The sequence below is a fragment of the Acrocarpospora macrocephala genome (genome assembly GCF_009687865.1).
In the GTDB taxonomy this organism is placed as follows: domain Bacteria; phylum Actinomycetota; class Actinomycetes; order Streptosporangiales; family Streptosporangiaceae; genus Acrocarpospora; species Acrocarpospora macrocephala.
The window spans coordinates 1-12,828 of the sequence record NZ_BLAE01000029.1 but is presented as its reverse complement, the minus strand read 5'-3'; the positions used below and the strand labels follow the sequence as shown (position 1 = coordinate 12,828).

14 protein-coding genes are annotated in these 12,828 nt (G+C 67.5%); 5 read left to right on the top strand and 9 right to left on the bottom strand.

Going from position 1 to position 12,828, the window contains the following annotated elements:
• Nucleotides 1-63: 63 nt before the first annotated feature.
• The 9 genes from Amac_RS24430 to ppgK all read right to left on the bottom strand — a co-directional run bounded on the left by Amac_RS24430 (nucleotide 64) and on the right by ppgK (nucleotide 7,258).
• Nucleotides 64-447, bottom strand: a complete 384-nt coding sequence (locus tag Amac_RS24430; RefSeq protein ID WP_174900218.1) for an ROK family protein — start codon at nucleotides 445-447, stop codon at nucleotides 64-66.
• Between the two features lie 235 nt (nucleotides 448-682).
• Complete coding sequence (locus tag Amac_RS24425; RefSeq protein WP_155356727.1) at nucleotides 683-1,525, bottom strand: aldo/keto reductase; 843 nt, start codon at nucleotides 1,523-1,525, stop codon at nucleotides 683-685.
• The gene (gene tmk, locus Amac_RS24420) at nucleotides 1,509-2,177 is read right to left on the bottom strand and encodes a dTMP kinase (protein ID WP_155356726.1); all 669 of its coding nucleotides are present in this window, start codon (nucleotides 2,175-2,177) and stop codon (nucleotides 1,509-1,511) included. The genes Amac_RS24425 and tmk overlap by 17 nt, the downstream gene beginning before the upstream one ends.
• On the bottom strand, nucleotides 2,152-2,748 hold the full coding sequence (locus Amac_RS24415) for a 3'-5' exonuclease (RefSeq protein WP_155356725.1): 597 nt from the start codon (nucleotides 2,746-2,748) through the stop codon (nucleotides 2,152-2,154). The genes tmk and Amac_RS24415 overlap by 26 nt, the downstream gene beginning before the upstream one ends.
• Nucleotides 2,745-3,905: a radical SAM family protein gene (locus tag Amac_RS24410; RefSeq protein ID WP_218041258.1), complete on the bottom strand. Its 1,161-nt coding sequence runs from the start codon at nucleotides 3,903-3,905 to the stop codon at nucleotides 2,745-2,747. The genes Amac_RS24415 and Amac_RS24410 overlap by 4 nt, the downstream gene beginning before the upstream one ends.
• A 124-nt stretch (nucleotides 3,906-4,029) precedes the next feature.
• Nucleotides 4,030-4,902, bottom strand: coding sequence for a helix-turn-helix domain-containing protein (locus tag Amac_RS24405; protein WP_155356724.1), 873 nt, complete (start codon nucleotides 4,900-4,902; stop codon nucleotides 4,030-4,032).
• 23 nt (nucleotides 4,903-4,925) lie between these two features.
• Entirely contained in the window at nucleotides 4,926-5,450 is a 525-nt protein-coding gene (locus Amac_RS24400; protein WP_155356723.1) for a DUF6879 family protein, read from the bottom strand.
• On the bottom strand, nucleotides 5,447-5,716 hold the full coding sequence (locus tag Amac_RS24395) for a hypothetical protein (protein WP_218041257.1): 270 nt from the start codon (nucleotides 5,714-5,716) through the stop codon (nucleotides 5,447-5,449). Before Amac_RS24395 ends, Amac_RS24400 begins: the two co-directional genes overlap by 4 nt.
• Before the next feature lie 819 nt (nucleotides 5,717-6,535).
• Nucleotides 6,536-7,258: a polyphosphate--glucose phosphotransferase gene (gene ppgK / locus Amac_RS24390; protein WP_155356722.1), complete on the bottom strand. Its 723-nt coding sequence runs from the start codon at nucleotides 7,256-7,258 to the stop codon at nucleotides 6,536-6,538.
• 162 nt (nucleotides 7,259-7,420) lie between these two features.
• On the opposite strand from ppgK, the gene Amac_RS24385 reads away from it, so the two are divergent.
• The 5 genes from Amac_RS24385 to Amac_RS24365 all read left to right on the top strand — a co-directional run.
• Entirely contained in the window at nucleotides 7,421-8,632 is a 1,212-nt protein-coding gene (locus Amac_RS24385) for an ROK family transcriptional regulator (protein ID WP_155356721.1), read from the top strand.
• Nucleotides 8,629-9,600, top strand: a complete 972-nt coding sequence (locus tag Amac_RS24380) for a carbohydrate ABC transporter permease (protein WP_218041256.1) — start codon at nucleotides 8,629-8,631, stop codon at nucleotides 9,598-9,600. The genes Amac_RS24385 and Amac_RS24380 overlap by 4 nt, the downstream gene beginning before the upstream one ends.
• Nucleotides 9,593-10,399 (top strand): carbohydrate ABC transporter permease, encoded by an 807-nt coding sequence (locus Amac_RS24375; protein ID WP_155356720.1) that lies wholly within the window; start codon nucleotides 9,593-9,595, stop codon nucleotides 10,397-10,399. The genes Amac_RS24380 and Amac_RS24375 overlap by 8 nt, the downstream gene beginning before the upstream one ends.
• A gap of 22 nt (nucleotides 10,400-10,421) precedes the next feature.
• A complete protein-coding gene (locus Amac_RS24370) occupies nucleotides 10,422-11,693 on the top strand; it encodes an ABC transporter substrate-binding protein (protein WP_155356719.1) in 1,272 nt (423 codons plus the stop codon).
• Nucleotides 11,694-11,767: 74 nt separating this feature from the next.
• The coding region (locus Amac_RS24365; RefSeq protein WP_218041255.1) for a glycoside hydrolase family 15 protein at nucleotides 11,768-12,828 on the top strand (1,061 nt) is incomplete at its 3' end.

The window sequence follows — 12,828 nt, the reverse complement described above, 5'->3', positions numbered from 1 at the left end:
AAGACGCCATGAGCGACCCGCCTCATTGCGCTCGTCACCAACGCCGATCTGGATGGATACGGGTCACTTCTCGGTGGCGGCCAGGGCGGCGCCGACGATGCCGGCCTCGTTGAGGAGCATGGCCGGGAGGATCGGGGTGTTGATGGTGACGTCCGGGAGGAACTTCTTGGCCTTCTTGCTGACTCCCCCGCCGATGATGATCAGATTCGGGGAAAGCAGGCGTTCCATCTGGAGGAGGTACTCCTCGACGCGGCCGGCCCAATTGCCCCAGCTGAGTTCCTTCTCTGCGCGGGCCTGGTCGGAGGCGCGGGCTTCGGCGTCCTTGCCGCGGATCTCGATGTGGCCGAACTCGGTGTTGGGGACCAGCTTGCCGCCCGTGAACAGGGCGCTGCCGATGCCGGTGCCGAAGGTGAGGACCAGGACCACGCCCTGGTGGTAACTCCTCACGTAGTCGGGTTTGGTACTGATCGCCCGAGTTGATCTCCGGGCTGGTTGCCGTGATTCTTGGTGTTCGTGTCCGAGATCGCGCAGCTGAGAGCCGAGGTGGCGGAGCTGCGCGCGAGTCTGGCCGAGGCGTATGAGCTGATCCGAGATCTGCCTCGCTGATAGACCATCCAGCCGAGAAGTCCGATAAAGAAGGTGGCCAGAAGGGCTGTCCCGGTCCAGCCGAGTACGCCCATGGCTAGACCACCGAGGCGGGTGTGGCGGGCAGGGCGCCGGGCAGGTCTAGGTGACCCGCTTGGACGTTCTCCCGAAGATGAGTGGCGTTGGAAGTTCCGGGGATCGGGATGACGACGGGAGATCGGTGGAGCAGCCACGACAGTGCGAGCTGTCCTCCGGTGGCCTTCGTGCCATCGCAGGGTGCGGTCGGATCGGGACCGGCGAGTCGGCCCTTGCCGAGCGGGCGGTAGGGGATGAAGCCGATGCGATGCGCGGTGCAGTAGTCGAGAACATCTTCGCTGGTGCGGTCTTGCTGGTTGAAGGCGTTCTGGACGGTGGTGATCTCGGCGAGTCCACGTGCGGCTTCAATGGTTTCGATGCTGACTTTGGACAGCCCCAGGTGACGGATCTTCCCCTCGCGTTGGAGATCGGCGAGTGTCCCGAGCTGGTCGTCCAGGGGCACAAGGGGGTCGACCCGGTGGAGGTGGTAGAGGTCGATCGTGTCGAGCCGGAGGCGTCGCAGGCTCATTTCAGTGCACTGCCGGAGGTACTCGGGACGGCCGCAGGGTGCCCACCTGTTCGGCCCCTGCCGGGTCAGGCCACCCTTGGTGGCGATGACGAGTCCAGCGGGGTAGGGGTGGAGCGCCTCGGCGATCAAGCGCTCACTGACGTGGGGTCCATATGCGTCGGCGGTGTCGAGGAAGTTCACGCCAAGTTCGACAGCGGTGCGAAGCACGCGAAGCGCTTCTCCCTTGTCGGCTGGTTCTCCCCAGGTCCCCGGCCCAGTGAGGGACATGGTTCCAAGGCCGAGCCGGTTGACCGGGAGGTCGCCTCCGATGAGGAAGGTGTCACCAGGTGCGGGCATCGGTGGTCTCCTGTTCAGGGACGGCGAAGAAGGCTTGGAGCCGGTCGCGGATGATCTGGGCGAGCTGGTCGGGGGTCCTGCTCGTGCAGTCGACGCGCAGGACGTCGTATCCAGCCTGGATGAGGCGGTCACAGGCCTGCCGGTAGAAGTGGGATTCTGCGTGGGAGGAGCCGGGTGCGCGCTGGAATCTGTTGTGTGCTCCGCGGGACTCCAGGCGGGCGGCGATTGTCTGCGGGTCGGCTTCCAGGACGACGGCCAGATCAGGGCGGTCGGCGTGGACGTTCAGGCTCCACAGGAAGGCGGGGTCGACTCCGTCGAACCGCTGCATGACCAGGCCTGACGGCACGTACCGGTCGCAGAGGACGATCTCGCCGGCCTCCAGCCGAGGCCGAATCTCGCTTTCGAGGTGGTGGTAGCGGTCGGCGCTGTACAGGCAGGCGAGGGCCGGTCCGCTGACGGTTTCGGTGAGGTTGCGGGCGAGTGTTCCGATGGGCCCGGTGGACGGCTCGGCAGTCGTATGGACCTGCTCCCCGTCAGCGATGAGGAGCTGGGACAGGTGCGCGAGGATCGTTGACTTGCCCGCGCCGGACGGCCCGTCGATCGAGATGAACAGGCCTCGTTGATGGTCAGAAAAGGGCCGGAGCCGGGTCATCGGGTTCTTCCCTTCCCAGCAGGCTGAGCAGCGTCAGCCCCGGGTCAGAGTGGGAGGTGGCCAAGTGGACGAGGAGCCGTGCGCAGACGATCGCATCGTAGGCGGCTCGGTGCGGGCGCAGGTCGGGAGTGATGCCTTCGGCTAGGCCGAAGGCATCAACGAGGTTCCCGAGCTTGTAGGAGACCTGACCGGGTGCCAGACGGCGGGCGGCCTTCAATGTGTCGACGACCTCGATCGGGCTGAAGCCTGGGAGCGAGCGGGTGACCACGTCGAGATCGACGTGCGCGTTGTGGGCGACGATGACCGCGCCGTCGAGCTCCTTGCGGATCTCGTCAGCGACCTCGGCCACCCTCGGCGCCGCCGCCACCTCCTCGTCTCCGATCCGGTGGAAGCGCCGGGCCATCGAGGTGATCGGTCGCGGTGGCTTCACCAGCCACGAGAAGGGCTCGCCGACCGTTCCGTTCTCGATCGGGACGATCGCGATCTCCACAAGGTCCGGCGGACGCTGACCGTTGCCTTCGACGTCCACGACGGCGTAGCGGTGACTGGTCCAGAGCTGGTCGGTGTTCATGCGGGCTGTTCCCATCCGATCTCGGCGCGTCCATGGCGGTTGAGCAGGTGCGGATGCCCGGCGTCGTGGATCTGGAAGGCGAACCGGTGCTGGAGGAAGTACCGCGGTTGCTCGTCCGGGAGTCCTTCGACCTGCGCCGCCCGCTCGGTGACGTCGAGCACCATCAACCCTGCCGCCTCGGGCAGGTCCACGACGGCCTCTTGAAGCTGACGTGCCGTGGGAATGTTGTGTGCTCCCGCGCAGAGTTGGAGCTGTCGGACCGGGCATATGTCGCAGAGCTCCCGGATGCCGTAGTGCCCGTTGTAGTCCGGTAGCCCGTGGGCGTAGGCCACGGCGCATGAGGTCTTGCGGAACAGCACGGCCGAACCCTCCGCATGGGCGAACGCCTCGAGGACCCGCTGTTCCAGTGTCTCGGGCACGATCTTGCGGCGGGCGGTGCCCTCGTAGGGCTCGGGCAGGCCGTTGGCCTTGTAGTAGTCGGCGATCTCGCCCCGGTAGAACAGCCCCGTGAAGACGGCCGCGTCCGCGTGCTTGGACAGCTCGGCGGCCGTGGCGAGGTGCTCCGGACTGTCGTTGAGGCCGGGGACAAGGGGGCGCCAGTAGAAGACCGTCCGATAACGGCGCGGCCGTAGCTCGCTGGCGAGTTTCATCGACACGGCCGCGATGCTGGAGGCGAACGGCTCGATGCGCTTGTCGGTGATACCGGAGTAGGTGAACAGCAGCGTGACCTTCAGGTTCGCCAACGCGTTCAACCGTTCGCGGTCCTCGGGCTTCAGGATGAACCGGGTGATGATCAGGATGTGGTTGGTCAGGCCCCTGCCGTCGAGGTCCTCCAGGCAGACGAACAGATGGTCCTTCACCCCGGGCAGCAGCGGATCGGTCGCCCGGTTGAAGATCTGCAACGGCGTCGTGTGCGGCCGGAAGTAGCGGTGCCTCACCAGCAGCTCGACGGCCTCCGCGTCCGACATCAGCGCGGTCGGCTTGCGGGAGTCCCACAGGCCGTAGGTGTGGCGAATGCAGTACGCGCAGTCCAGCGGGCAGCCTTGAACGTGGTTGAGGGATAGCCCGGACTTGCGGTACTCCACGACCTCCTGCGCACGCGGCGGCAACGCGGCCACAGCAGCGGGTTCAAGGAGCGGAACGACGACCTTGCTCACGGAGTGCCTCCGAGCATTACGGGGATGACGCCGTGAGGGTGACATGTGCGGCAAAGCGGCATCCAGCAATGTTCTCGGGATTTCCGAAACATCCTCTCGACCCGTTCGGCCGAGAAATCCGCCGCTACTCCTCGTCGGAGGTTTCGCCGTCGGGCAACCCGGCCCGTAGGTCCTCCATCACGCGGGTGACGATCGCCCGCATGTCCGAACCGTAGGAGGCCATTCCGGCCAGCGATCGGAAGATCCGCGAATAAGCCTCGATCTCGTGCGGCTGCGCGAGGTTGAGCTCTGCGGTGAACGTCTCCACCAGAACCCGCTCGGAGTCGAACAGCCAGAAGCCGTGCTTCGGTGCCGTCACGTACGCGGTGTCGAAGCCGATGACGCCCAGCCGGACGTTCGGCAGCGTCGAGGCGGTGACCAGCCGATCGAGCTGCCCGAGCATGACCTCCGGCGAACACAGCCGATACCGCAGCGCGGCCTCGCTGACGACAAGGTGGAACCGCTTGCGGCTGTCGTAGAGCGCCTCCTGGCGGAGCATCCGGGCGCGTACGGCCTCGTCGATGTCGTTGGCCAGGCCGTGCATGGAGATGGCCTCCGCCACGCGCGCCCGGGCGTAGCCCGGGGTCTGTACGAGGCCGGGGATGTAGCAGGGTTCGAAGACGCGAAGAAGGCCAGCACGTTGTTCGTGTTCGCCCCACTCGCTCTGGTGGTGGCGCATACCACCACGGAGAACCCGCTGCCATTCGGCATGACGTGACTCCAGGGTGCGCAGCGCGGCCAGCAGCGAATCACGATCCTCACCGCTGGCCCCTGTCGCCTCGACCCAGCCCATGAAGTCCTGCTCGGTGGGCGTCTGTTTGCCGGTCTCCAGCTTCGAGACCTTCGACGGCGGCCAGCCGAGCGCCTCCGCCAGCTCACGACCGGTGAGACCCGCCGCCCGGCGCAGTTCACGAAGCCGCCCGCCGAGGGCCTCCCGCTCGCGATGAACGTTGCTCACCCGCTACCTCTACCCCACCACTTTCAGAGGCTCTGAATCCGGGCGGCGAACTCATCCCGCGACACCGACCGGTGGAAGGCGTCGTCCAAGGCGGCCGAGCACTCCACGACCACAGCGGGACCGGTGATGATCTCCGCGCCCAGAAGCTTGTCATCATCGGTGAAGTGCAGCTTCGCGACCCGGTTGGAGTCGAACACCCAGAAGTCGAACTCGGGTAGCCCGGCCGCGTCCCGTCGGTCGAGATAACGGATGTCCTCTCCCGCCGCGTTGTTGTGCCGAGCCAGGTCCAGCCCGTACCGGGCGTAGTCACTCAACGGCAACGACACAACCCGAACCCGCCGCATCGTCCGCCCGTCCGTGACGGCCTGCTTGACGATCCCGGTCCAGTTCTGGAACCAGGCCATGTCCTCGGGCTCACCCGCCAGGAACCGCCGCATCGGCTCGTACTCGCTCGGCGAGTCATACCAGTCCCGCGTCTCCAAGCGCCGTGCGGTATGCGCGAAGCTACGGAAGAGGTCGACGAACGCCGGCCCGCTGACAAGGCTCAACTCTCCTCCAGCGGCGGCTGCCCCTCGGTCGACGTCTCCCGCTGCCGGTTCCTCCGGGGGTCGGCGTCCAGCGGGTTGTTCACGAACTCCAGGAGCTCGATCGGGATCTCGACGAAGTCCTCATGCCCCGGAACCTCACCGATGTCCGCGAGCGCCTGCCGGTCCGTGACCTTGTACCCCTGAATGATCAGGGTTCCTCGATCGGTCGCGAACACCGTGGGAGACCCGCCCTCGCCCGATCCTGAACCCAAGTACCTGACTCGCATCAGTCACTCCGTTCTCGAACTTTCGCGAACCTTTCTCCACTCAGAGACCATGCGCGATCGCTCCGCGTCAAGAGGTGTCGCGCTCATGGCCGACCACGGCCATGCGAACGAAGCTCTTTTGTGTGGCGACGGTCCGCGAGTCAGCGGGTCGCCCACGCACCACGCGCCCTCCCCGGAGCTGTCGTCTTCGACGTCCAACCCGCCTGAACTGCCGCCTACCCCTGGTCAGGCATCCGTAGCGGCCGGTCGATCACGAACAACCCGCCGCCCACCGCATGATCGAACCCGTTCCGATCTGTCTCGCTCCATGTTGAGGATCGAAACGCGACCCCACCCCCAGTCCAGAAGCTCCCGCTCCCGAGCCGAATAGCGTTACTCTCCCGAAGACCGACTCATCGCGCGAACCGTGTCGATCATGGTTTTGCAGCAAACCGCCTGGGGCTTCTGCGCTACCGGAGGTTCACTGCAAAATGCCATACTCAGAGCCCAACGGGAAGCCGAGTGATCTGCGTCTTTACCGTGGGGGGGGCCTCATCGCCCCTGAGAGGGGTCGCAACCAACTTCGTGTTGTACGCCTGAGTCTTCCCTTCGTCGCTTGTCCTCATCGCCCCTAAGAGGGGTCGCAGCTCCGTGGTGTCCCATGCTCCACAGCAACCCAGAAGTCCTCATCCCCCCTGAGAGGGGTAACAACGCCACCATGGCATCCCGGGACAGAATGGTGCTGTGTCCTCATCGCCCACCGTTGGCGACGCTGATCTACCCGCTGTCCTCCCGCATAGGTACGAGGGCACGTCGACGGCATCGGCCACGTGAGCGGGGTTACTTCTCGGTGGTGGCCAGGGCGGCGCCGACGATGCCGGCCTCGTTGAGGAGCATGGCTGGGAGGATCGGGGTGTTGATGGTGACGTCCGGGAGGAACTTCTTGGCCTTCTTGCTGACTCCCCCGCCGATGATGATCAGGTTGGGGGAGAGCAGGCGTTCCATCTGGAGGAGGTACTCCTCGACGCGGCCGGCCCAGTTGCCCCAGCTGAGTTCCTTCTCTGAGCGGGCCTGGTCGGAGGCGCGGGCTTCGGCGTCCTTGCCGCGGATCTCGATGTGGCCGAACTCGGTGTTGGGGACCAGTTTGCCGCCGGTGAACAGGGCGCTGCCGATGCCGGTGCCGAAGGTGAGGACCAGGACCACGCCCTGGTGGCCCTGACCGGCGCCGAAGGTCATTTCGGCGATGCCGGCGGCGTCGGCGTCGTTGAGGACGTGGGTGTTCTTGCCGAAGAGGGCGCGGCCGTCGACGCCGATCCAGGAGCGGTCGACGTTGGCGGCGGTGCGGATCTCTCCGTTGATGATCACTCCGGGGAAGGTGATGCCGATCGGGCCCTTCCAGGAGAAGTGTTTGATGATCTTCTGGACCACGTCGGCCACCGCGTCCGGCGTGGACGGGTCGGGGGTCGGGATGCGGTAGCGGTCTTCGACCAGTTCGCCCGTCTTGGTGTCCACCGGCGCGCCCTTGATGCCCGACCCGCCGATGTCGATGCCGAGTACGTTCATGCTCTTCACCGTTACCCGCGGAAGGCCAGGTCACTCCCCCTGGACCGCCACGGCCCAGATGGTCACATTTCCGGAAATGTCGTTGTGCACCCTCTTGACGGGGTTTCCCGGCCAGGAATATCTTCACATCCGAATTTACTACCAAAGAAAGTCTACCTCCCCATGGCCGTACAGCGGTACAGCACAGACCGAGGCGATCTCACCCGGACGGCGATCCTGGCCCTGCTGGGCACGGTGGGACCGCTGAGCCGGACCGAGATCGCCCGCCAGCTCGACCTCAGCCCCGCCACCGTCACCCAGCTCACCCGCGAGCTGATGGGGCACGGGATGCTGGAGGAGCTGGAGCTGGAGCCGTCCCGGGGCGGTCGCCCGGCGCAGAAGCTGGGGCTGATCGGGAGCGCGGGGCGGGCGCTGGGGGTCAAGGTGACCACCGACCACCTGGTGATCGTCGACGTACGGCTGGACGGCGAGGTGCTCGGCGCCTGGGAGCGCCCGGTGGACACCACGTCGCCGCGCGCCCTGGACGACCTGGTGGACGCGGTCGCCGACGCGGTGTCGCAAATCGCGGCCGATCCCCCGTTGCTCGGCATCGGGGTCGGGGTGCCCGGCAGCGTCGAGGACCAGGCGATCGGCACGGTGAACGCGCCGACGCTGGGCTGGCAGGCGACCCCGGTGGGAGACCGGCTGCGCCGCCGGCTGGACCTCCCGGTGCTGGTCGAGAACGACGTCAACGCGCTGGCCGCCGCCGAACGCCTGTACGGCAGGGGCCGTACCCACCGCGACTTCCTGGTGCTGACCATCGGGCGCGGGGTGGGCGCGGCGATCGTCACCGACGGCCGGGTCTACCGGGGGGCCAGGGGTGGCGCCGGGGAGTTCGGGCACGTGCCGATGCTCGCGGCGGGGCCGGTTTGCGGGTGCGGGAACCAAGGGTGCCTGGAGTCCCTGGTGGGCGCGGCGGGGCTCGTGGGCGCAGCCCGTACCCGGATGGAGTTGCCCGAAGACGCGGGCGTCGCGGACATCGGGCGGGCGGCGGCGGGCGGGGACGCGGCGGCGCGGGCGGTGTTCGCCGAGGCGGGGGCCGTGCTGGGGCGGGCCGCGGCCGGGCTGATCAACGTGGTGGATCCTGAGGTGGTCGTGGTGCTCGGGGAGGGGACCGCGGACTGGGCGTACTGGCAGGTGGGGTTTGATCCGGCGATTCGCGCGCATCTGTATCCGGGGCGGCGGGACATCTCGGTCGAGGTCGAGAGCTGGGATGACACCAGCTGGGCGCAGGGGGCGGCGGCGCTGGTGCTGGCGACGCCGTTCGACGCGGCGGGGGCGGCGGGCGAGCAGGGGCGCCTGGTCCGGGCCCGGCTGATCGGCTCGACACCGTGACCGGCGCGAAAACAGCAGAAGTCAGCGCGAACCCCACGGGGAAAGCCGCGAGCAGCGCCCCGGCGCACGCCCGGCCGCGTGCTGTGGGTCCGCGCCGTTCCCGGTTGAGGTACGCGGGCACGGTGGCCCTCTTCCTGCTGCCCAGCGCCATCCCGCTGACGCTGTTCACGCTGATCCCGATGGCGGGGTCGCTGTGGACCAGCCTGCACGAGTGGAACCTGATCACCCCGATGCGCTGGGTGGGCCTGGACAACTACGTCGAACTGCTCGGCGAGGACCGGACCCTGGCCGCGTTCGGGCACACGCTCTATTTCATCGCCGGTTACCTGCCGCTGGTGTACGCCGGAGGGTTCGGCCTGGCGTTGCTGCTCAACCGGGCGATGCGCGGCCGGAACGTGCTGCGCGCCATCTACTTCCTGCCGGTGGTGACCAGCTGGGTGGTGGTGGCGCTGATGTGGAAGTGGCTGCTCAACCCGGCCAGCGGGGTGGTGAACTGGCTGATCGGGCTGGTCGGCCTGGAAGGGCCTGGCTGGTGGACGGATCCGAACTGGGCGATGCCGTCGATCATCCTGGCCTCGGCCTGGAAGGACCTCGGCTTCGTCATGATCATCCTGCTGGCGGGCCTGCAGGCGATCCCGCAGGAGTACCGGGACGCCGCACGTGTCGACGGCGCGACCGGCTTCAAGAGCTTCCGTTACATCACGCTCCCGCTGCTCTCCCCCTCGACGTTCTTCGTCGTGGTGATCTCGCTCATCAACGGCTTCCAGGTCTTCGACCAGGTGCACGTGATGACCGGCGGCGGCCCGGCCGGCGCCACCACGGTGGTGGTCGAGCAGATCTACGACCTCACCTTCAGGTACGGCAGGGCGGGCGCCGCCTCCGCCCTCTCCTGGCTGCTGTTCGCGGTCATCCTGATCGTGACGTTGATCCAGATCCGGGCCCAGCGCCGGTGGGTGAACTATGGGTAAGGTCCTGCGCGCGATCCCGGTGCTGCTCGGCGCGCTGGTGATGCTGTTCCCGTTCGCGTGGACGGTGGTCACCTCGCTCACCCCGGACGGCGCGCTGCTGGTCTCGCCGCCCGACTTCACGCCGGAAGGCGCGGGCCTGGACGCCTACCGGCGGCTGCTGGAGGCGATGCCGTTCTGGCGGATCGTGTTCAACAGCGCCTGGCTCGCCGTCGCCTCCACCGTGCTCCAGCTGGTGACCAGCTCCATGGCCGCGTACGCCTTCGCCCGGTTGCCGTTTCCCGGCCGGAACGCGCTGTTCGCCGTGTACCTGGCCACGCTGATGGTGCCGATGCAGGTCCTGGTCGTGCCGCTGTTCCTGGAGATGCGGGCGTTCAACCTGGTGGACACCTACTTCGCGGTGCTCGCCCCGACGGTCGCCTCCGCGTTCGGCGTCTTCCTGCTGCGGCAGGCGATCGCGCAGGTGCCACGCGAGTTCGACGAGGCGGCGGTGCTGGACGGCGCGGGGCATCCGCGGGTGTTCGCCTTCGTGATCCTGCCGCTGATCCGGCCCGCGCTCGCCACCTTCGCCATCTTCGGCTTCATCGCCAGCTGGAACGCCTACCTGTGGCCGCTGGTGATCATCAGGTCGCCGGAGTTCATGACCATCCCGCTCGGGCTGGCCTCCCTGCACGGCCAGTTCACCACCGAGTGGAACGTGGTGATGGCGGGTTCGGTGGTCAGTGTCGTACCGATCCTCATCCTCTATCTGTTCGCCCAGAAACACGTCATCGCCAGCGTCGCGCAGTCCGGCCTCAAGTAATCCCCCCACGGAGGTACCACCCATGAAAAGAACCACGAAGGCCGCGGCGGCGTTGCTCACCGCGGTGCTGGCCACCGCCTGCGCCCAGGGCTCGGCCACCCGGGACACCGGCACCGCGCCGGACGGCAAGGTGACGTTGCGCTACTTCACCTTCTCCGCCGCCCCCGACCACGTCGCCGACCTCGACACGATCGTGGCAGCCTTCGAGAAGGAGAACCCGAAGATCGATGTCGTCGTGGAGACGGCGCCGTACGCGGACTACTTCACCAAGCTCCAGACCAGCATCGCCGGGAACACCGCCCCCGACACCTTCGAGCTCAACTACGAGAACTTCGTCACCTACGCCAGCGCGGGCTCCCTGCTCGACCTGGGCACCGCCGCCGCCGGTGACGACTACCAGCCCTCGGTGTACGCGGCTGAGTCGCTGAAGGCGTTCACCCATGGTGGCAAGCAGTTCGCCCTGCCCGCCTCGTTCTCGACCGTCGTGCTCTTCTACAACAAGTCGCTGTTCGACGCGGCCGGGCTGCCCGCGCCCACCGCCGACTGGACCTGGGCGGAGGAGAAGGCCGCCGCCGCCAAACTGACCGACAAGAAGAAGGGTGTGTACGGCGACTTCCAGCCGGTGCAGTTCTTCGAGTTCTACAAGACACTCAAGCAGGCGGGCGGCGAGTTCCTGACCGCCGACGGGAAAAAGACCGCGTTCAACAGTCCCGAAGGGGTGAAGGCGGCGACCTGGCTGGTGGACAAGGTGGGCAACACCATGCCTACCGAGGCCGAGATCGGCGGGACGGCTGACTACGACACCAACCTGTTCAAGTCGGGCAAGCTCGCGATGTGGCACAACGGCATCTGGCAGTTCGCCGGGATGGCCGACGCGCCGTTCGAGTGGGACGTCGTGGTCGAGCCCGGCGACCAGACCAAGGCCAGCGCGGTCTTCCACAACGCCATCGCCGCGTCCGCCACCACCAAGCATCCGGCTGAGGCCTGGGCGTGGTCGCGCTTCCTGACCTCCTCCCAGACCGCGGCGACTACGCGGATCAAGGCTTCCTGGGAGCTTCCGCCCATCTCCGACCAGGCGACCCTCGCGGGCTACCTGGACAACACGGCGAAACCCGCCAACCGCCAGGCGGTCTTCGACTCGCTCAAGTCGATCGCGTTGCCGCCGGTCATCGCCCGGCAGCAGGAGATGCAGGACGCGATGACCGAGGAGCTGAGCAACGCCGCCGCCGGTCGCAAGTCGGTCCAGCAGGCGCTGACCGACGCCGCCGCCACCATCGACGGCCTGCTCGGCTGAGGATCCGACCGTGAACGCAGGAAGCCACCCGTTCGCCGCCGCCATCGACGGCCCGCCCGACTGAGGATCCGACCGTGAACGTAGGAAGCGACCTGACGCATGCGGATCTGGCCCGCCTGGTCACCCGCAGCGTCGACCTGATCGACCGGCATCAGTCGCCCTCGGGGGCCTACCCAGCCAGTCCCACCTTCTCCGCCTACCAGGGCTACGCCTGGCTGCGCGACGGCGCCTTCATCGCCGAAGGCATGAGCCGCGTCGCCGACCCCGCGGGCCCGAGCGCCTTCCACGCGTGGTGCGCCCGCGTGGTCGGCGCCCGCGCCGCCCAGGTCACCGACCTCACCAACCGCGCCTCCCGCGGCCTCCCTGTTACCCCCGCCGACATGCTCCCCACCCGCTTCACCCTCGACGGCTCCAACGGCACCGACGCCTGGTGGGACCACCAACTCGACGGGTACGGCACCTGGCTCTGGTCCCTCCACCTCCACCTAAACCGCCACTCCACCGACATCCCCGGCACCCATGAGGCCATCCGCATCGCCACCCACTACCTGACCACCTTCTGGCATCACCCCTGCTACGACTGGTGGGAAGAACACGTCGACCAACGCCACGTGTCCACACTGGCCGCGATCCATGCGGGCCTCCGCGCGGCCATCGCCCTCGGTGCCCTGACCCGCCCCCTCACCGAAGCCGCCGAAGAGGCCATCGAGGGCATCTCCACCTTGGTCGCGAAAGAGGGAGTAGTGGGGTCGACGACGGCTCCGGGGAGCGTGGCCGGTCAGACCACAACTCCGGAGGGCGTAACCGGCCAGACCATGGCTCCACAAGGCGTGACCGATCAGACCACAGCTCCGCAGGGCGTGACCGGCCAGGCCACGGCTCCGCAGGGCGTGACCGATCAGACCATGGCTCCACGAGGCGTGACCGATCAGACCACAGCTCCGCAGAGCGTGACCGGCCAGGCCACGGCTCCACAAGGCGTGACCGATCAGACCACAGCTCCACAAGGCGTGACCGATCAGACCACAGCTCCGCAGGGCGTGACCGGCCAGGCCACGGCTCCGCAGGGCGTGACCGATCAGACCATGGCACCAGAGGGCGTGGCCGGTCAGGCCACAGAGAAAGAAGGGTGGGT